This is a genomic window from Streptomyces kunmingensis (genome assembly GCF_039533535.1).
GTDB classification, from domain to species: domain Bacteria; phylum Actinomycetota; class Actinomycetes; order Streptomycetales; family Streptomycetaceae; genus Streptomyces; species Streptomyces kunmingensis.
The window spans coordinates 154,159-172,082 of sequence record NZ_BAAATS010000012.1; the positions used below are offsets into that span (position 1 = coordinate 154,159).

Here is a 17,924-nt window from a genome sequence, read left to right on the forward strand (position 1 = left end):
ATACATCCCACGAGGCCGGGCCCAACTCCCTCACGCGACCCCGTCGTACGCGGCCAGCGCCTGCCGCGCCGCGTCCCGCGCGCTCACCGCGAGCTCGGCCGGCGCCACGATGTGCCCGTCCCTGCCGAGCCGCAGCGCGAGCCGTCGCAGCGAGGAGGGATCGGGCGTACGCAGCGTGATCCGCAGACCACCGTCCGCCAACTCCTCGGCGCTGTCGTGCGGGTAGTACTCGGCGACCCAGCGCCCGCCGGGCCCGACCTCCACGACGACCTCGGGGTCCTCGGCCGCGGGCTGCACCAGCCCCTCGGACAGATCCCGCAGTTCGACCTCGGGCGGCGCCGCGGCCTCCTCGAGGACCCGGATCTCCGCGACCCGGTCGAGCCGGAACGTACGCCGCGCCTCCGACCTGCGACACCACGCCTCTACGTAGGTGTGACCGACGCTGACCAGGCGGATCGGGTCGATCTCCCGCTCGGTGACCTCGTCGCGCGCGGGCGAGTAGTAGCGGATCCACAGCCGCCGCCGCTCGGAGATCGCGCGGTCGACGTCCGCGAAGACGCCGCCCTCGGACTCGAACGTGACGTTCAGGCGCGCGCTCGCGCTCGCCACCTCACCGGCCGCCGCCTCCAGCTTCGCGGTCGCGCGCAGCAGCGCCAGGCGGTCGCTCTCGCGCAGCCCCGGCAGCGTGGCCACCGCCCGCGCCGCCACCAGGAGCGCGGTCGCCTCGTCGGCGGCGATCCGCAGCGGCTCGGCGACATCGTCCGGGTTGTGCCACCAGATGCGGTCGCCGTCCGTGTCGATGTCGAGGAGGTCACCGCCGCGGAAGCTCGTCCCGCACAGCGGCAGCACGTCCAGGTCGGAGATCAGCTCGTCCTCGGTGATACCGAAGGCCCGGGCGACGTCCTCGACGCGCGCACCGGGGCGCTCGCGCAGATACGTCACCAGGGACAGCATCCGCCGGGTCTGATCGATGGCATTGGAAGCCATGCTTGTGTGTTCTCCCCCTCAGCCCTTGGCCACGGCGCGCAGCCGGTCCACGACATCGGCCCGCAGCTCGGCGGGCTCCAGGACGACCACATCAGGGCCGAACTCCACGAGCCAGGCGTCGAGTCCGTGCCCGTACGGGATCTCCAACTCGTCCCAGCCGTCGCCCAGTTCCCGTACCGAGACGGCCTTGGCGCGCAGCGGGTAGCCCGCGCCGGTGCGCAGCCTGATCAGCGCGGAGCGCGTGGCGCTCTCCCCCGCCCAGCTCGCCACGGTCTCCCGTACGGTCACCACGTCCGGCACCTCGGCCTTGAACTGGCCGGCGCGCGAGCGGACCTTGCCGGTGATCCGGGACAGCCGGAAGACCCGCTCGGCCTGCCGGTCGCGGTCCCAGCCCGCCAGGTACCAGTGGCCGCGCCAGCACTCCAGGGCCCACGGTTCGACGTGCCGGGGCGCGGGCCGCGCCGCGGTCGCCTTGCGGTAGTCGAAGACGACGGGCCGGCGGTCGCGGCAGGCCAGCATCAGCGGCTCGAAGGACGCCTCGTGCACCGGAATCCGCGGTTCGAGCGCGCCATGGCTCTCGTACGGGTCCACGTCCTCGGGCATCCCGGCGGCCCGCAGCTTCTGCAGGGCGCCGCTGGCGGCACCGGCCAGGCGGGCCTGCTGCCACACCTTCGCGGCGAGGCCGAGCGCGGCGGCCTCCTCGCCGTCGAGCGTGACGGGCGGCAGCCGGTTGCTGTCGCGGCGGGCGAGGTAGCCGACCTCGCCGTCCAGGTTCTCCACGGTCTCGATGACCAGGCCGAGCTCGCGCAGGTCGTCCTTGTCGCGCTCGAACATGCGGTTGAAGGAGTCGTCGTTGCCCGCCTCCAGGTAGGCCTCGATGGACCCCCGCAGCTCGCGCTTGCTGAGTGGCCGCCGTGTCCCGAGCAGACACAGCGCCAGATTCATCAGCCGCTCGGCCTTGGCAATGGCCATCGACGCCCTTTCCTCATGTAGCTCCCGACGGACGACCGTACCGCTAGGGGGTGTACCGGCAAAAGCCAGGGGATGCGGCAGGGCCCATGCCTGATGGCATGGGCCCTGCGATGACCACTTGTGGTCGTGGTGCGACGAACTCAGACGGAGATCAGGTCACAGACGAAGATCAGCGTCTCGCCGGGGGCGATCACGCCGCCGCCGGCGCCACGCTCGCCGTACGCGAGGTGCGCGGGGATGGTCAGCTTGCGACGGCCGCCGACCTTCATGCCCTGCACGCCCTTGTCCCAGCCCTGGATGACCTGGCCGGCACCGAGCTGGAACTCCAGCGGGTTGCCGCGGTTCCAGGAAGCGTCGAACTCCTCGCCGGTGGAGAAAGCCACACCCACGTAGTGGACCTTGACGTAGTCCCCGGCCTTTGCCTCGGGGCCGTCACCCTCCCAGATCTCCACGATCTCCAGGTCCGTGGGGACCGGACCGTCGGGGAAGTCGATCTCGGGCTTGTCGATGCTCACGTGTAGTGCTCCTGCTTGTTGGCGGTTGGGCAACCGGGACAGTCTGCCATTTCTCCGGCGGTCAGTGCGCGGCGAGGATGTCGACCACGAAGACCAGCGTGGAGTTGGCCGGCAGGGTCTCGCCCTTGGCCTCCTTGCCGTACGCCTGGTCGGCCGGGATCACGAGAAGGACCCGGTCACCGATGTGCTTGCCGACGATGCCGGTGTCCCAGCCCTTGATGACCTGGCCCTGCCCGATGACGGTCGAGAACGGCTGGCCCGTCTTCCAGGACGAGTCGAACAGCTCGGCCTTCTCCTTGCCCTCGTTCAGCTTCCACGCGGCACCGCTGTACTGCATCGTGACCGTCTGGCCGCTCTTGACCTCGGCACCCTTGCCGTTGATCAGGACCTGGTCGACGAGCTTCTTCGGCGGGTCGTTCTTCGGGACGGAGATCGTGGCCGGCTCCTCCTTGTCGGCCTTGATCTGCGGCAGGTTCGAGGGGATCGAGCCCTGCGTGCCCTCGGCCTTCTTCGGGATCACCTTGCCGACGTCGACGGCGAAGACGAGCGTGTCCGTGGCGGTGATGCCCACCTGCGGGTTGCCCTGGCTGCCGAAGCCGGCCGCCGGAGGCGCCACGACGAGGACCCGGCTGCCCTCCTTCTGCCCGACCACGGCCTGCGCGAACGCCGGGAGCTGGCCCTCGCCGCCCGCGGTCACCAGCTGCTGGCCACCGCCCTGCTTCCCGTACGTCGTACCGAGGTCCTTGGCGCCCTTCCAGACCTTGCCGGTGAAGTTCATCGACACCAGGTCGTTCTTCTTCACCTCGGGGCCGTCGCCCTCGGAGAGCGTGTGCACGACGAACTTGTCGCTCGGGTCGCCCTTGGGCAGCGTGATCGTCGCCTTCTTGCCGACGTCGCCGCTCACCTTCGGCATCGGGTTCGCCGTGTCGACCGCCTTGGGCACCTCGGCCGTCTGCGGCGACGAGGACGGGGAGTCCGCCTTGTCCGCCGCGTCCTTCTTGCCGTCGTCGCTGCCGCAGGCCGTCGCGGTCAGCGCCAGTGCCGGCACGATCAGTAGAGCTGCAAGTCGGCGTCGCACAGTGATCCTCAAGTCGCTCGAGTACAGTCCGGCCACTCTAGGCCCTCGTACAGCTTTTCCGAGGACGGCCGAAGGGCCTCGTACGAATGATTCGTACGAGGCCCTACGCGGGATCGGTGGAACCGGGAAACGGCCCGGACCGCGCCTACATACCGGCGATCAACTTCTCCACCCGGTCGTCCACACTGCGGAACGGGTCCTTGCACAGCACGGTGCGCTGCGCCTGGTCGTTCAGCTTCAGATGGACCCAGTCGACCGTGAAGTCACGGCGCTGTTCCTGGGCCCGGCGGATGAAGTCGCCGCGCAGCCGCGCGCGCGTGGTCTGCGGCGGCACGGACTTGCCCTCGAAGATCTTCAGGTCGTTGCAGATCCGAGCGGCCTGGCCCTTCTTCTCCAGGAGGTAGTAGAGGCCTCGGCGGCGGTGGATGTCGTGGTACGCGAGGTCTATCTGTGCGACCCGCGGGTGCGACATCGTCATGTTGTGCTTGGCGCGGTAGCGCTCGATGAGCTTGTACTTCATGACCCAGTCGATCTCGGTGCCGATGCGGTCGAGGTCCTCCGCCTCGATCGCGTCGAGCGTGCGGCCCCACAGCTCGAGGACCTGGTCGACGGTGCCGGTGCGGATGCCCCGGCGCTCCACGAAGTCGACGGCCTTCTCGTAGTACTCGCGCTGCACCTCGAGGGCCGAGGCCTCGCGGCCGCTGGCCAGGCGCACCTTGCGCCGGCCGGTGATGTCGTGGCTGACCTCGCGGATGGCCCGGATCGGGTTCTCCAGGGTCAGGTCGCGCATCACGGTGCCCGCCTCGATCATGCGCAGCACCAGGTCGGTGGCGCCGACCTTGAGGAGCATGGTCGTCTCGGACATGTTCGAGTCGCCGACGATGACGTGCAGCCTGCGGTAGCGCTCGGCGTCGGCGTGCGGTTCGTCGCGGGTGTTGATGATCGGCCGGGAGCGCGTCGTCGCGGAGCTGACGCCCTCCCAGATGTGCTCGGCTCGCTGGCTCACGCAGTACACGGCACCGCGCGGAGTCTGCAGTACCTTGCCCGCGCCGCACAGCAACTGACGCGTGACCAGGAAGGGAATGAGAATGTCCGCGAGCCGCGAGAACTCCCCGTGCCGCGCCACCAGGTAATTCTCGTGGCAGCCGTAGGAGTTTCCCGCCGAGTCGGTGTTGTTCTTGAACAGATATACGTCGCCTGCGATGCCCTCCTCGTGCAGGCGGCGTTCGGCGTCGACGAGCAGGCCTTCCAGAATGCGCTCGCCCGCTTTGTCGTGGGTGACCAACTCGGTCACGTTGTCACATTCCGGTGTTGCGTATTCCGGATGCGAACCCACGTCAAGATAGAGGCGGGCGCCGTTCCGCAGAAAGACATTGCTGCTGCGGCCCCATGACACGACACGGCGGAAGAGGTACCGCGCCACCTCGTCAGGTGACAGACGGCGCTGTCCCCTGAACGTGCATGTGACGCCGTACTCGTTCTCCAGCCCGAAAATGCGGCGGTCCATGACTGAACATTACGCCCGATCCCCCGAGCTGAAACGGGGTTCGACGGCACGGTTTGGATCATTTTCCGCCGCGACCCCGACACGCCCGGACGTGCGAGGGGCACTCAGCACCCGCCCCGTGGCCAGCAGCACGAGCAGCGCGAGGCTCCCCGTGGCCGCCGGCACGGTGAACCCCCACCGTGTACCGCCCCATTCGACGACCGGTCCCGCGACGGCCGTACCGACGCTGGCCCCCACCGTGAACGTCGTCACGAGCCAGGAGAACGCCTCCGTCACCGTGCCCCGCGGCGCGTGCCGGTCGACGACGATGAACGCACAGGCGATGCACGGCGCCAGGAACACCCCCGCGACCGCCGTGAGCGCCACCATCGCCACCGGCCCGGGCATGAGCGTCAACGGCACGTAGAAGAGGGCCAGAAGAGCCACCAGCCACCGAAGTCGCGTCTCCGGGGGGCCACTCCACTGCCGCGCCCCGTACACGCTGCCGCCCGCCAGGGCGCCGAGCCCGAGCGCCGCCATCATCCAGCCGTAGACGGTGTTCGCCGCGGCCCCGCCGTTCTCGTCGGCGTACGAGACCCCGGCCACGGTGATGGAGCCGAGCGCGAGCCCGATGAACAGGAAGGCGGCGAGCAGGACGAGCAGTCCCGGCGAGCGCAGGGCGCCCAGCCAGTGGGCCTCGCGCGGCGCCGAGCGCCACTCCCGCGAGGGCCGCGACAGCACGACCGAGAGCGCGCCGAGCACCCCGATGACGTTCAGGACGACCAGCGCGGCCTGCGCCGACCACAGCGACACGCACACCGTCACCAGCAACGGGCCGACGGTGAACATGACTTCCTGCGCGATGGCGTCCATCGCGTACGCCCTGTGCACCTGCTCCTCGCGCGGCAGCACGCTGGGCCACAGGGCCCGCAGACCGCCTTCGAGCGGTGGCGTGAACAGTCCGGCCGCGGCCACGGAGCCGTACGCCCACACCGGCGAGTCCGTGCCGACGAACGCGAAGAGGGTCATCGCGAGCCCCGACAGGACAGCGGCCGGCAGTTGCACCTTCGGCTGGCCGCGCAGGTCGACGAGGCGCCCGAGCAACGGCTGCCCGATCGCGTTGGCCACCCCGTAGACCGCCGCCAGCGCTCCCGCCAGGGTGTACGTGCCGCCCTCGGCGCGGATGAACAGCACGATGGCGATCGCCGCCGTGGCGTTCGGCAGCCTGCCGACGAGCGTGCCCGTGAGCAGCCGCATCGCGTGCCGCGCCCGGAGGATCTCCGCATACCCCGCGGCCATCGCGCCGCCCCCGTCCTGAGGTTCAAGTTTTACGTATAACGTCGAGGGGTTATACGTACCACGTACGCCGCTCCGGGGACCACCCGCTAACGTCGTCCACCCCGGCCCACCCGGTCCACCGGCCGGGACGACACCCACGGAGGCAGCAGTGACCAGCGGTACGGACGGGACGGCTCCCGCCCGCCCCACCAGCCGGGACGTGGCCCGCGCCGCCGGCGTCTCGCAGGCCGCGGTCTCCCTCGTCATGGGCGACAAATGGCACGGCCGGGTCGCCGCCGCCACCGCCGAACGCGTCCGCACGGCCGCACGCGAGCTGGGCTACCGCCCCAACCTCGCGGCCCGCAACCTCCGCCTGGGCCGCACCCGCACCGCCCTGCTCGTCGTGCCCGCCCTCACCAACGAGTTCTTCGCGGGCGTCTACACCGGAGCCGCCCGCGTCGCCGCCCGGCACGACTTCGGCGTCGTCCTCTATCCCTCCCCCGACGGCGTGGGCCAAGCCCGCGATCCGTTCCCCTCCGCCAGCGCCGCCCTCGACGGCATCCTGGCCTCCTCCATGGCCGCCGACGCCGTCACGGCGCTGCGCGGCGACGGCCTGCCCCTCGTCATGCTCGACAGCGACCCGGCCGGCAGCCTCGGCGCCGCGACCGTCAACCTCGACCTCGCCGACGGCATCCGGCAGATCACCGACCATCTGCTGACCCTCGGCCACCGCCACTTCCTGCACATCGCCTCCGCCGTACGGTCCTGGACCTTCGACGTACGCGCCCGCGAACTGGCCGCCACAGCCGCCCGGTTGCCCGGCACGACAGTGCGCACCGTCCGCTCAGCCCTGACCGTCGAGGACGCCCTCGCTGCCGCCCAGCGGGCCCTGCACACCTCCGGCGAGACCCGGCCCACCGCGATCGTCTGCGACGACGACAAGCTCGCCACAGGCGCCTACAAGGCCGCGCGGCGCATGGGCCTGCGTATCCCCGAACACTTCTCGGTCACCGGCTTCGACGACCTCTCCCTCGCCACCGCCGTCGAACCCGAACTCACCACGGTGCGCCTGCCCGCGGAGGAGTTCGGCGAGCGGGGCATGGCCGCCCTGCTCGCCGTCCTGGAGGGCCGGACCCCCGAAACCGATCCGCTCCCCGTCGAGTTGGTCGTCCGCGGCTCGACAGCGCCACCACCCCGCACCACGCCCTGACACACGTGTGCCCCGGCCGGTTCGGCAACCGGCCGGGGCACACGCGGACGCACACGTACTGAGGGCTACTCCTCGGCGGAATCGTCGGAGTCGGAGGCGTCGTCGGACACCGCGTCCGACGCGGCCTTCGACGACGCGGCAGCACCCTCGGCCGTCAGCAGCCGCGACAACTGCCGCCCCACGATCCGCTTGAACTTGCGCTGCTGCGGCCGCGTACGGTCCAGCACCGCCACCTCGAGACGCTCCGCGGGAATCTCCCGCTCGCTCCCGTTCGTATCGCGCGACAACGCCTGCACCGCCAGCTTCAGGGCCTCGGACAGCGTCATACCGTCCTGATGACGCTGGTCCAGGTAGCCACTGATCTGCTCGGCGTTGCCGCCGACCGCCACCGAGCCGTGCTCGTCGACGATCGAACCGTCATGCGGCAACCGGTAGATCTGATCCCCCTCGGAAGTCTCACCGACCTCCGCGACAACCAGCTCCACCTCGTACGGCTTCTCGGCCGCACTGGAGAAGATCGTGCCCAGCGTCTGCGCGTACACGTTCGCCAGACCACGGGCCGTCACATCGTCACGGTCGTACGTGTACCCACGCAGATCCGCGTAACGGACGCCCCCGATACGCAAGTTCTCGTACTCGTTGTACTTACCGGCGGCCGCGAAGCCGATCCGGTCGTAGATCTCGCTGAACTTGTGCAGGGCCCGGGACGGGTTCTCGCCGACGAACACGATGCCGTCGGCGTACTGCAGCACGACCAGGCTGCGACCGCGGGCGATGCCCTTGCGCGCGTACTCCGCGCGGTCGGCCATCGCCTGCTGGGGTGAGACATAGAACGGCGTCGACACCGGCTATCCGTCCCTTTCTGTCAGTAACGCATCAGTGGGGAGAGAAGAGCGAACGGACAGCTCACAGCAGAGCGGCTCGCGGACCGTCCGGCTGCTCCAGACGCCGCTCGAGGATCGCCCGGGCGATCTCCGAGGACTCGTCGTCCGTCAGACGGCGGAAACCGTCCTGCGAGATCACCGTGACGATCGGGAAGATCCGCCGCGCCATGTCCGGACCGCCGGTCGCCGAGTCGTCGTCCGCCGCGTCGTACAGCGCCTGCACGACCAGCGTCGTCGCCTGCTCCTCCGTCAGATCGCCGCGGTAGAGCTTCTTCATCGCCCCGCGCGCGAAGACCGAACCCGAACCGGTGGCGGCGTAGCCGTGCTCCTCGCTGCGCCCGCCCGTGACGTCGTAGGAGAAGATGCGCCCCTTCTCACGGTCGACGTCGTATCCGGCGAACAACGGCACGACCGCCAGCCCCTGCATGGCCATGCCGAGGTTCGAGCGGATCATCGTGGACAGCCGGTTCGCCTTGCCCTCCAACGACAGCTGGGCGCCCTCGACCTTCTCGAAGTGCTCCAGCTCCAGCTGGAAGAGCTTCACCATCTCGACGGCCAGACCGGCGGTGCCGGCGATACCGACGGCCGAGTACTCGTCCGCCGGGAAGACCTTCTCGATGTCGCGCTGCGCGATCACGTTCCCCATCGTCGCCCGGCGGTCGCCGGCGAGCACGACCCCTCCGGGGAACGACACGGCGACGATCGTCGTGCCGTGCGGGGCCTCGATGACGCCCTGCGTCGGCGGCAACTGCCGGTTCCCCGGCAGGATCTCCGGCTGGTGCTCGGCCAGGAAGTCCATGAAGGACGACGACCCGGGCGTCAGGAAGGCAGCCGGTAGACGCCCGGTGCTACGAGGGTTGGCTTCCACGCGTTTCCTTCCAAGTAAGCGGCGGCTCGACGGGTGGTGTCGGGGTCGTCCCCCAACTTGCCGATGGCCGAATTGCAGTTGAAGCACAGTACGCCACGGACCCTACCCGTCTCGTGGCAGTGATCCACATGGACTGCGGGAGCCTTGAGGCAGATCACGCAGATCCCCATTTGGGAGGCGACCATCTCGTCGCGCTGCGCCTCGGTGAGGTTGTAGTTGCGCTTGAGGTGGTCCTGTCGGCCCTGGATCGCTCGGCACGCCTTGCACCGGGTCGACAGACCGTCGGAGGCCGAAGCATTGCGATGCCACTCGCTGTGCGCCTTGACCTCATTGCAAGCGCGGCAGAGCTTGTGCCCAGCAGGCACTTCCACCCTCTCGCGCACGGACTTGCCGATCGCCTCTCGGCGGCGCCGGTAATGTGCCGCGCTGTATTCCGCGACACATTCCCGGCACCGCGTCTGAAGGCCGTCCCGCCGGTTCCGGTCGGCGGCGTAAGAGGCCAGGGGGAGCATCTTCTTGCACCCGGCACACCTCTTCTCAGCCAGATGCGACATGTCCGCTATTGACCACCTTTTTGCACAAATGAGCGCACGAAGTCCTCTGCGTTCTCCTCGAGTACGTCGTCGATCTCGTCCAGAACCGAGTCGACGTCGTCGCTCAACTTCTCCTGGCGCTCCTTGAGATCTTCGGTCGCCTGGGCGTCCTGCGCCTGCTCCTCGACCTCCTCGGTGGAGCGCGTCGCCTTCTGCTGTCCGCCGCCGGTGTCCTTGGTCGCCATATCCAGCTCACCCCGCTCGGGTCGACATACACGTCGTACGTGTCGTACAGGCCGTTCGTGATCAGAACCCTACAAGTCGGCTCCGACATCGGCCCCGCAGTTGGTACAACGTGCGGAGCCCACCTTTGTGATTCCCCTGCCGCGGGCCTTTCAGCCGCGGATCAGCCGCCGGAGAGCACGCGGACCAGATCTTCGGCCGTCCGGCACCGGTCGAGCAGCTCCTTCACGTGGTTGCGCGTTCCGCGAAGGGGTTCGAGCGTGGGGACCCGTTGCAGTGAGTCGCGGCCGGGCAGATCGAAGATGACCGAGTCCCAGGAGGCCGCGGCGACGTCGTCCGCGTACTGCTCGAGGCAGCGTCCGCGGAAGTACGCGCGCGTGTCCTCGGGGGGCGCCGTACGGGCCCTCTCGACCTCGTCCTCGGTGAGGAGGCGCTTCATCTTGCCGCGGGCCGCGAGGCGGTTGTAGAGGCCCTTCTCGGCCCGTACGTCGGCGTACTGGAGGTCGACGAGGTGCAGCCGCGCGGCGTCCCAGTCGAGGTTGTCGCGGCGCCGGTAGCCCTCCATGAGCTCGCGCTTGGCGACCCAGTCCAGCTCGCCGGAGAGGCTCATCGGGTTGGTCTCCAGGCGGCCGAGCACGTCCTCCCAGCGCGACAGGACGTCCTTGGTCTGGTCGTCCGCGTCGGCGCCGAAGCGCTCCTCGACGTACTTCCGGGCGAGCTCGAAGTACTCCATCTGGAGCTGCACCGCCGTGAGCGTGCGTCCGCTACGGAGCGTGATCAGATGCTGGAGCGACGGGTCGTGGGAGACCTGGTGGAGGGTGCGGACCGGCTGGTCCACGGCCAGGTCGACCGCGATGAAGCCGTCCTCGATCATGGAGAGGACCAGGGCGGTCGTACCGAGCTTCAGGTACGTCGAGATCTCGGAGAGGTTCGCGTCGCCGATGATCACGTGGAGCCGGCGGTACTTCTCCGCGTCCGAGTGCGGTTCGTCGCGGGTGTTGATGATCGGGCGCTTGAGGGTCGTCTCGAGGCCGACCTCGACCTCGAAGTAGTCGGCGCGCTGGCTGAGCTGGAAGCCGTGTTCGTGCCCGTCCTGACCGAGGCCGACGCGGCCCGCACCGGTGACGACCTGACGGGAGACGAAGAACGGCGTCAGATGGCGCACGATGTCCGAGAAGGGGGTCTCCCGCTTCATCAGGTAGTTCTCGTGCGTGCCGTAGGAGGCGCCCTTGTTGTCGGTGTTGTTCTTGTAGAGGTGGATCGGCTGGGCGCCGGGCAGCTGGGCCGCGCGGTCGGCCGCCTCCGCCATGATGCGCTCGCCGGCCTTGTCCCACAGGACCGCGTCCCGAGGATTGGTGATCTCCGGTGAGCTGTACTCGGGGTGTGCGTGGTCGACGTAGAGGCGCGCCCCGTTGGTGAGGATGACGTTGGCCAGGCCGATGTCCTCGTCGGTGAGCTGGCTGGAGTCGGCGGCCTCCCGCGCGAGGTCGAAACCCCGGGCGTCGCGCAGCGGGTTCTCCTCCTCGAAGTCCCAGCGGGCGCGGCGGGCCCGGTGCATCGCCGCCGCGTAGGCGTTGACGATCTGGGACGAGGTGAGCATGGCATTGGCATTGGGGTGGCCGGGGACGGAGATCCCATACTCCGTCTCGATGCCCATTACTCGCCGTACGGTCATGCGGCCCTCCTTGCCCGGCGGCGCCCTCGGTCGGGGGCGGCGCTCAAGTACCGCTGGTTCTCCGATGCGCATGCGGTGCCCGTCCCCGCACGGCGCGACTCGGCGGCAGGAAAGAGCCTAGAACGCCTCCGCGCTGGTGGGGAGATCATTTGCGTCATTGCTTCGCTCCGACATCGAGCGGGTGGCTGCGTGGTAGTTGCCCGGAAAAACAACGGGCTGCGGGCACCCGGTCCGGGCACCCGCAGCCACCCTGTCTTTTACAGGTATTGACCGGTGTTCGCCACCGTGTCGATGGAACGTCCGGTGTCCGCGCCCTGCTTTCCGGTGACAAGGGTGCGGATGTAGACGATCCGCTCGCCCTTCTTTCCGGAGATCCGGGCCCAGTCGTCCGGGTTCGTGGTGTTGGGCAGGTCCTCGTTCTCCTTGAACTCGTCGATGCAGGCCTGGAGAAGATGAGAGACCCTGAGGCCCTTCTGCTTCTGCTCGAGGAAGGCCTTGATGGCCATCTTCTTGGCACGGCCGACGATGTTCTCGATCATTGCGCCGGAGTTGAAGTCCTTGAAGTACAGGACTTCCTTGTCTCCATTGGCGTACGTGACTTCGAGGAAGCGGTTCTCCTCGGATTCCGCGTACATGTGCTCCACGGCGGTCTGGATCATATTGGCCACCGTGGCCGCCCGGTCGCTGCTGTGCTCGCCGAGGTCGTCGGCGTGCAGGGGCAGGCGCTGGGTGAGGTACTTCCCGAAGATGTCCTTGGCCGCTTCGGCGTCCGGGCGCTCGATCTTGATCTTCACATCGAGTCGTCCGGGCCGCAGGATGGCGGGGTCGATCATGTCCTCACGGTTCGAGGCACCGATCACCACCACGTTCTGCAGGCCTTCCACGCCGTCGATCTCGGCGAGCAGCTGCGGGACGATGGTGTTCTCCACGTCCGAGCTGACACCGGAGCCACGGGTGCGGAACAGGGACTCCATCTCGTCGAAGAAGACGATGACGGGGGTGCCCTCGCTGGCCTTCTCACGGGCACGCTGGAAGACGAGGCGGATCTGCCGCTCGGTCTCACCGACGTACTTGTTGAGAAGCTCAGGACCCTTGATGTTGAGGAAGAAGCTCTTGCCCTGGCCCTGTCCGGTCACCTCGGCGACCTTCTTGGCAAGGGAGTTGGCGACTGCCTTGGCGATCAGGGTCTTACCGCAGCCGGGGGGCCCGTACAGCAGGACGCCCTTCGGCGGCCGCAGTTCGTGCTCCCGGTAGAGGTCCGGGTAGAGGTAGGGCAGCTCGACCGCGTCGCGGATCAGCTCGATCTGGTTGCCCAGGCCGCCGATCTGTTCGTAGCCGATGTCCGGGACCTCTTCGAGGACGAGTTCCTCTACTTCGCTCTTCGGTACGACCTCGTAGACATAGCCGGAACGGGGTTCGAGAAGCAGGGCGTCGCCGGGGCGGATGACGACGTCGAGCAGGGGTTCGGCGAGCCGGACCACCCTCTCCTCGTCGGTGTGCCCGGTGACAAGGGCGCGCTCGCCGTCCTCGAGGATCTCCTTGAGGGTGACGATGTCGCCGACGCTCTCGAACTCCATGGCCTCGACCACGTTGAGCGCTTCGTTGAGCATGACTTCCTGGCCGCGCCTGAGCTCTTCGAGCTCGACGCTCGGGCTCACGTTCACCCGGAGTTTTCGGCCGCCGGTGAAGATGTCGGCGGTGCCGTCCTCGTTTGCCACGAGGAAGACTCCGAAGCCGGCCGGCGGCTGTGCGAGCCGGTCGACTTCCTCCTTGAGGGCCACGATCTGGTCGCGGGCCTCGCGGAGTGTGTTCGCGAGTCGTTCGTTCTGAGCGGACACGCCGGCCAGATTTGTCTGCAGCTCGACGATCCGCTCTTCGAGAATCCTCGTATGACGCGGAGAGTCGGCGAGCTTGCGCCGCAGGACGGCGATTTCCTGCTCGAGATAGGCAATCTGACCGGCGGGGTCGTCGGACCCTCGTCCCGGGCGGATGCCGCGGTTGATGTCGTCGTCGTGGGCTGCCACGGTCCTCACCTCCTCCAAGGGGAGCTGGACGCTTCCAGACCCTACCTGGGTGGGTGTTGATTGAAACCCCTAGATCACAAAGACGGTCGAGGAGTGTCTGATCTTCACCCTTGCGCTCTCCCTCACGCCAGTGGAATACCCACCCAACAACATCGGAAAGCGGGCGGTTGTAGGGTCGAACTGTTCAACACCCGTCAGGCCTGGCCCGACTTGCTCCTGTGAAGTCGGTTTTCCGGGGCCACGACGCAGGAAACGGCAGGAGACATGACCGTGCAGCAAGAGGCCGGATCCGGCACCGGGAGCAGCGTTCCGCTGGAGGTGTGGATCGACCAGGACCTGTGCACAGGTGACGGGATCTGCGCCCAGTACGCGCCGGAGGTCTTCGAGCTGGACATCGACGGTCTCGCATATGTGAAGAGCCCGGACGACGAGCTGTTGCAGGACGCCGGTGCCTCAACGCCCGTACCCCTTCCGCTCCTCACGGATGTAGTGGCGTCCGCGAAGGAGTGCCCGGGTGACTGCATCCATGTACGCCGCGTTTCGGACAGCGTCGAGGTGTACGGCCCCGACGCGGCGTGACGGTGAAGGGCCCCGCATACCGGATCACCGGTGTGCGGGGCCCTTCTTGTCGTGTCTCAGACGCTGTCGGCCTTGGCCGGGGTGGAGCGGGCGAACGTCCCGTTCTTCCACTGCCACTTGGCCCGGTCGTGGATGTCGGGGCGGTAGCGCGGGACGGCGTCGGAGGAGTAGCCGTCGAGGGTGGCGGTGACGGCTTCGTCGCGTACGTCGAAGGCGCTGACGGAGAACCCGTCCTTCGGGTCGACGAGTGTGGCGACGACCCGGGGCTTGGCTCCCGGGGCCTGGGTGAGGACGTAGACCCCGTTGGGCGGGGTGCCGGAGCCCGCGTCGCAGCGGACGACCGCGACCGTCTCGGGCCTGCCGTCGCCGTCGAGGTCGCCGGAGGCCTTCTTCTGGACGACGACCTCGACCGGGCCGCAGTTGAGCGGGAAGTGGACCGCGGCCGGATCGGGCGGCGCGAGGGCCGCCGAGGTGGTGCCGGGCGCGGTGGATTCGGCCTGGGCCGCGGTGGCGGCGCCGGGCTGGAGGAAGCCGGAGGCGGCGACGACGGCGGCGAGCGCCGCCGCGGTGGCCAGCCAGTGGATGGGTCGGGTGGTGGTGTGCGCCAGTTCCGGGACGGCGGGTTGCTGCACTAGGAGTGTCTCCTGTGAGGGCTGTGCCGGTGGGGGTGGCCAGCATCGTGCCATACGTCACAGTGCAGGGGAACGGCGGGGTCTCGCGTTTCTGCGGAGTGCTCCTGGTTGTGGTGCTGCCGCTGTGTCAACGAACGGACGCCGCCGCCGAGTTCCCGTACATCAAGGGGAACTCGGCGGCGGTGTCACAGCGTTGTGCGGTCGTACGTTCCTGTGGGGCGGCCGGCCGTCGGCTCAGCGGCCGCGGTTGCCGCCGTCGGCGTTCGGACCGTCGTAGTCCTCGCCGTAGGCGCCCTTGGCGGGGCGGCGGCGGCGCATGGGCGGCTCGACGCCGTCCGCGAGGCGGCGGGCGGTCAGCAGGAAGCCGGTGTGGCCGATCATCCGGTGGTCGGGGCGGACGGCGAGGCCTTCCACGTGCCAGTTGCGGATCATCGACTCCCACGAGGTGGGCTCGTTGAAGCAGCCGATCTCGCGGATGGACTCGACGGTGCGGGCGAGCTGCGTGGTCGTGGCCACGTAGCAGCACAGGATGCCGCCGGGGACGAGCGCCTTCTTGACGACGTCCAGGCACTCCCAGGGAGCGAGCATGTCGAGGATGACGCGGTCGACGTCGCCGTCGGTGAGGTTGTCCTGGAGGTCGCCGACGGTCAGCTGCCAAGCCGGGTGCGGGCCGCCGAAGTAGCGCTCGACGTTGCCCTTGGCGATCTCGGCGAAGTCCTCGCGGCGCTCGTAGGAGTGCAGCATGCCCTCGTCGCCGATGGCGCGCAGCAGGAAGCTGCTGAGGGAGCCGGAGCCCACGCCCGCTTCGACGACGCGTGCGCCGGGGAAGATGTCGGCGAAGGCCAGGATCTGCCCCGCGTCCTTGGGGTAGACCACGGCGGCGCCGCGGGGCATGGACAGGACGTAGTCGGGGAGCAGGGGGCGCAGCGCGAGGTAGGCGACGTTTCCGGTGGTGCGGACAACGCTGCCCTCGGGAGCGCCGATCAGCTCGTCGTGCGGGAAGGAACCCTTGTGGGTGTGGAAGTTCTTCCCGTCCTCGAGCGTGAACGTGTAGTGGCGGCCCTTGGGGTCGGTCAGCTGTACCTGGTCCCCGACCTTGAAGGGCCCGCGTCGGCGGGCGGCACCGGTCGGTTCGGACATGTGACCAGCCTACCGGCCCTGGGGGCGCCCGCCGACCACACCGCTCACGGGCGTTCTACGAGGGTCGGGCCATGGCCTTGACGAACGCGCGCTCCACGTCGGCGGCGGACAGGACGCCGTAGATCGCGCCGTTGTTCTCGACGACGAGGTACTCGGTCGCCGGGGTCGCGCGGAGGGTGTCGAGGAGGTCCTCCCCCGCCAGTTCGGCGGAGACGCGCATCCCGTCCGTGAGGTCCTGGGCGAGGCCGCTGACGGCGACCCAGGGGCGGCGGTGCTCGGGAACGCCGACGATGGCGGCCTCGCGGACCAGGGAGCGGGGTTCGCCGTCGACATCGACGACGACGAGGGCGCGGGCTCCCGACTCGTTGGCCCGGCGCAGCGCCTCGGAGAGCGGGGTCGCGGCTTCGACGGGGACGGCGCGGCGGGTGAGGGTGCGGGCGCGCAGTTCCGGGAGGTGTTCGCGCAGGCGGGCCATGCGGAGGCTGTTGCCGGCGCCGGTCCAGATGATCGCGGCGAGGATCGCGGCGAGGAGGGCGTCGGTGACGGTGTCCATGCCGCTGACGTCTTCCGCGTTTCCGCCGAGGGCGCCGGTCTGGGTGAGCAGGGGCAGGCCGATGAGGACGGTGACGGCGAGGGCGCGGCCCACCCAGGCGGCGGCGATCGTGCCGCTCATGGGCTTGCCGGTGATCTTCCAGACGACGGCGCGGAGCATGCGGCCGCCGTCCAGGGGCAGGCCGGGCAGCAGGTTGAACGCGGCGACGATGAGGTTGGAGACCATCAGGCCCGCGAGGAGCACGCCGGGGACGGTGGCGGGCTCGACCGCCATCATGCCGAGGTAGAAGACGCCGGAGAGGACGAGGGAGAGCAGGGGGCCGACGAAGGCGAGGATGAACTCGCGGCCCGGGGTCTCGGATTCCTTCTCGATCTCGGAGACGCCGCCGAAGAACTGCAGCTGGATCCGGCGGACCGGGAGCTTGAAGCGCAGGGCGGCGACGGTGTGGGCGAGTTCGTGGACGAGTACGGAGGCGTAGAACGCGACCGCGAAGAAGAGGGAGACCAGGTAGCGGGCGGCGCCGAGCTCGGGCAGCACGCGGTCGAGCTGGCCGCCGAACACCCAGGTGATCAGCGCGGCCACGAGGAACCAGCTGGGGGCGACGTAGACCGGCACGCCGAAGGGGCGTCCCATGAGGATGCCGCCGCGCGGGTTCGGCGGCTTCGTCGGCCCCTTGCGCTTGCCGGAGGTGGCGGCGGCGCGGTCGGGGTGGGTGTCGTAGGGGTGCTGGGCCGGGGTTTCGTCGGCGCCGGTGGGACGGCTTCCGGAGGCGCCGGTGGTGGGGCCGTCCCCCGTGGGAGCCCCGGTGGCCGGGCCGCCTGCGCTACTGGGGGCCTGGCTGATGCCGGACCCGTGATCGGAGCCAGGCTCCTGACCGGCGCTGGGGCCTTGGCTGGTGCCCGGGGTCTTCGGGGGCTCCTGCGGCGGGGCCGCGTCCGTGCCGCCCGGGGTGGAGTCGGGCCGGGCCTGCGCAGGATGCTCACCGGTGTCGCCCGCGGGCGGGGCGGATCGGGGCTGCCCGTTTTCGTCCACGGCGAAGGGCCGGGCCTGCGCAGGGTGCTCGCCGGTGCCGCCCGCGGGCGGGGCCGGCTCGCCCGGGGCGGATCGGGGCTGCCCGTTGTCGTTCACGGCCAGGGGCCGGGCCTGCGCGGGACGCCCCCCGGGGTCGCCCGCGGGCGGCGTCGCCCCGCCGGTGCCGGACTGCGGCTGCCCGCTCTCGTCCACGGTGATCCCTCGGTCCCCTCGTTCGAGCGTTTCCCGCCGGAGC

17 protein-coding genes are annotated in these 17,924 nt (G+C 69.5%); 2 read left to right on the plus strand and 15 right to left on the minus strand.

Features of this window, described 5'->3' with window-relative positions:
- Positions 1–30 precede the first annotated feature (30 nt).
- The 6 genes from ABD366_RS15450 to ABD366_RS15475 form a co-directional block, all read right to left on the minus strand.
- A complete protein-coding gene (locus ABD366_RS15450; RefSeq protein ID WP_324771678.1) occupies positions 31–987 on the minus strand; it encodes a helix-turn-helix transcriptional regulator in 957 nt (318 codons plus the stop codon).
- A gap of 18 nt (positions 988–1,005) precedes the next feature.
- Complete coding sequence (locus ABD366_RS15455; protein WP_324771677.1) at positions 1,006–1,959, minus strand: helix-turn-helix transcriptional regulator; 954 nt, start codon at positions 1,957–1,959, stop codon at positions 1,006–1,008.
- 140 nt (positions 1,960–2,099) lie between these two features.
- Positions 2,100–2,474, minus strand: coding sequence for an FKBP-type peptidyl-prolyl cis-trans isomerase (locus ABD366_RS15460; protein WP_324771676.1), 375 nt, complete (start codon positions 2,472–2,474; stop codon positions 2,100–2,102).
- A gap of 61 nt (positions 2,475–2,535) precedes the next feature.
- Positions 2,536–3,552: an FKBP-type peptidyl-prolyl cis-trans isomerase gene (locus ABD366_RS15465; RefSeq protein ID WP_324771675.1), complete on the minus strand. Its 1,017-nt coding sequence runs from the start codon at positions 3,550–3,552 to the stop codon at positions 2,536–2,538.
- Between the two features lie 145 nt (positions 3,553–3,697).
- Positions 3,698–5,059, minus strand: a complete 1,362-nt coding sequence (pafA, locus tag ABD366_RS15470; protein ID WP_164558827.1) for a Pup--protein ligase — start codon at positions 5,057–5,059, stop codon at positions 3,698–3,700.
- A 9-nt stretch (positions 5,060–5,068) separates the two neighbouring features.
- On the minus strand, positions 5,069–6,337 hold the full coding sequence (locus ABD366_RS15475) for an MFS transporter (RefSeq protein WP_324771674.1): 1,269 nt from the start codon (positions 6,335–6,337) through the stop codon (positions 5,069–5,071).
- 148 nt (positions 6,338–6,485) lie between these two features.
- On the opposite strand from ABD366_RS15475, the gene ABD366_RS15480 reads away from it, so the two are divergent.
- Positions 6,486–7,526, plus strand: coding sequence for a LacI family DNA-binding transcriptional regulator (locus tag ABD366_RS15480; RefSeq protein ID WP_324771673.1), 1,041 nt, complete (start codon positions 6,486–6,488; stop codon positions 7,524–7,526).
- A gap of 65 nt (positions 7,527–7,591) precedes the next feature.
- On the opposite strand, the gene prcA is transcribed toward ABD366_RS15480, so the two are convergent.
- The 6 genes from prcA to arc all read right to left on the minus strand — a co-directional run bounded on the left by prcA (position 7,592) and on the right by arc (position 13,753).
- Positions 7,592–8,371 carry a proteasome subunit alpha gene (gene prcA / locus ABD366_RS15485; RefSeq protein WP_324771672.1) on the minus strand — a complete coding sequence of 260 codons (780 nt, stop codon included), beginning with the start codon at positions 8,369–8,371 and terminating at the stop codon, positions 7,592–7,594.
- A gap of 61 nt (positions 8,372–8,432) precedes the next feature.
- Positions 8,433–9,278 (minus strand): proteasome subunit beta, encoded by an 846-nt coding sequence (gene prcB / locus ABD366_RS15490; protein WP_324771671.1) that lies wholly within the window; start codon positions 9,276–9,278, stop codon positions 8,433–8,435.
- Positions 9,230–9,832, minus strand: coding sequence for an endonuclease VII domain-containing protein (locus tag ABD366_RS15495; protein WP_324771670.1), 603 nt, complete (start codon positions 9,830–9,832; stop codon positions 9,230–9,232). The genes prcB and ABD366_RS15495 overlap by 49 nt, the downstream gene beginning before the upstream one ends.
- 5 nt (positions 9,833–9,837) lie before the next feature.
- On the minus strand, positions 9,838–10,056 hold the full coding sequence (locus tag ABD366_RS15500) for a ubiquitin-like protein Pup (protein WP_324771669.1): 219 nt from the start codon (positions 10,054–10,056) through the stop codon (positions 9,838–9,840).
- A 161-nt stretch (positions 10,057–10,217) separates the two neighbouring features.
- A complete protein-coding gene (gene dop, locus ABD366_RS15505) occupies positions 10,218–11,729 on the minus strand; it encodes a depupylase/deamidase Dop (RefSeq protein ID WP_344441886.1) in 1,512 nt (503 codons plus the stop codon).
- Positions 11,730–11,986: 257 nt separating this feature from the next.
- On the minus strand, positions 11,987–13,753 hold the full coding sequence (arc, locus tag ABD366_RS15510) for a proteasome ATPase (RefSeq protein ID WP_324771668.1): 1,767 nt from the start codon (positions 13,751–13,753) through the stop codon (positions 11,987–11,989).
- Positions 13,754–14,017: 264 nt separating this feature from the next.
- On the opposite strand from arc, the gene ABD366_RS15515 reads away from it, so the two are divergent.
- Positions 14,018–14,332: a ferredoxin gene (locus ABD366_RS15515; protein WP_324771667.1), complete on the plus strand. Its 315-nt coding sequence runs from the start codon at positions 14,018–14,020 to the stop codon at positions 14,330–14,332.
- Between the two features lie 56 nt (positions 14,333–14,388).
- Here ABD366_RS15515 and ABD366_RS15520 read toward each other — a convergent pair whose 3' ends face one another.
- From ABD366_RS15520 to ABD366_RS15530, 3 genes are all read right to left on the minus strand, one after another.
- Positions 14,389–14,964 (minus strand): hypothetical protein, encoded by a 576-nt coding sequence (locus ABD366_RS15520; RefSeq protein ID WP_324771666.1) that lies wholly within the window; start codon positions 14,962–14,964, stop codon positions 14,389–14,391.
- Between the two features lie 234 nt (positions 14,965–15,198).
- Complete coding sequence (locus ABD366_RS15525; protein ID WP_324771665.1) at positions 15,199–16,104, minus strand: tRNA (adenine-N1)-methyltransferase; 906 nt, start codon at positions 16,102–16,104, stop codon at positions 15,199–15,201.
- Positions 16,105–16,159: 55 nt separating this feature from the next.
- A complete protein-coding gene (locus ABD366_RS15530; RefSeq protein WP_344441889.1) occupies positions 16,160–17,881 on the minus strand; it encodes a site-2 protease family protein in 1,722 nt (573 codons plus the stop codon).
- Positions 17,882–17,924: the final 43 nt, after the last annotated feature.

Coding starts and splice junctions, on each gene's coding strand:
- ABD366_RS15450 (WP_324771678.1), bottom strand. CDS start 987: ATGGCTTCCAATGCCATCGATCAGACCCGGCGGATGCTGTCCCTGGTG.
- ABD366_RS15455 (WP_324771677.1), bottom strand. CDS start 1,959: ATGGCCATTGCCAAGGCCGAGCGGCTGATGAATCTGGCGCTGTGTCTG.
- pafA (WP_164558827.1), bottom strand. CDS start 5,059: ATGGACCGCCGCATTTTCGGGCTGGAGAACGAGTACGGCGTCACATGC.
- ABD366_RS15475 (WP_324771674.1), bottom strand. CDS start 6,337: ATGGCCGCGGGGTATGCGGAGATCCTCCGGGCGCGGCACGCGATGCGG.
- ABD366_RS15495 (WP_324771670.1), bottom strand. CDS start 9,832: ATGTCGCATCTGGCTGAGAAGAGGTGTGCCGGGTGCAAGAAGATGCTC.
- ABD366_RS15500 (WP_324771669.1), bottom strand. CDS start 10,056: ATGGCGACCAAGGACACCGGCGGCGGACAGCAGAAGGCGACGCGCTCC.
- dop (WP_344441886.1), bottom strand. CDS start 11,729: ATGACCGTACGGCGAGTAATGGGCATCGAGACGGAGTATGGGATCTCC.
- ABD366_RS15515 (WP_324771667.1), top strand. CDS start 14,018: ATGACCGTGCAGCAAGAGGCCGGATCCGGCACCGGGAGCAGCGTTCCG.
- ABD366_RS15525 (WP_324771665.1), bottom strand. CDS start 16,104: ATGTCCGAACCGACCGGTGCCGCCCGCCGACGCGGGCCCTTCAAGGTC.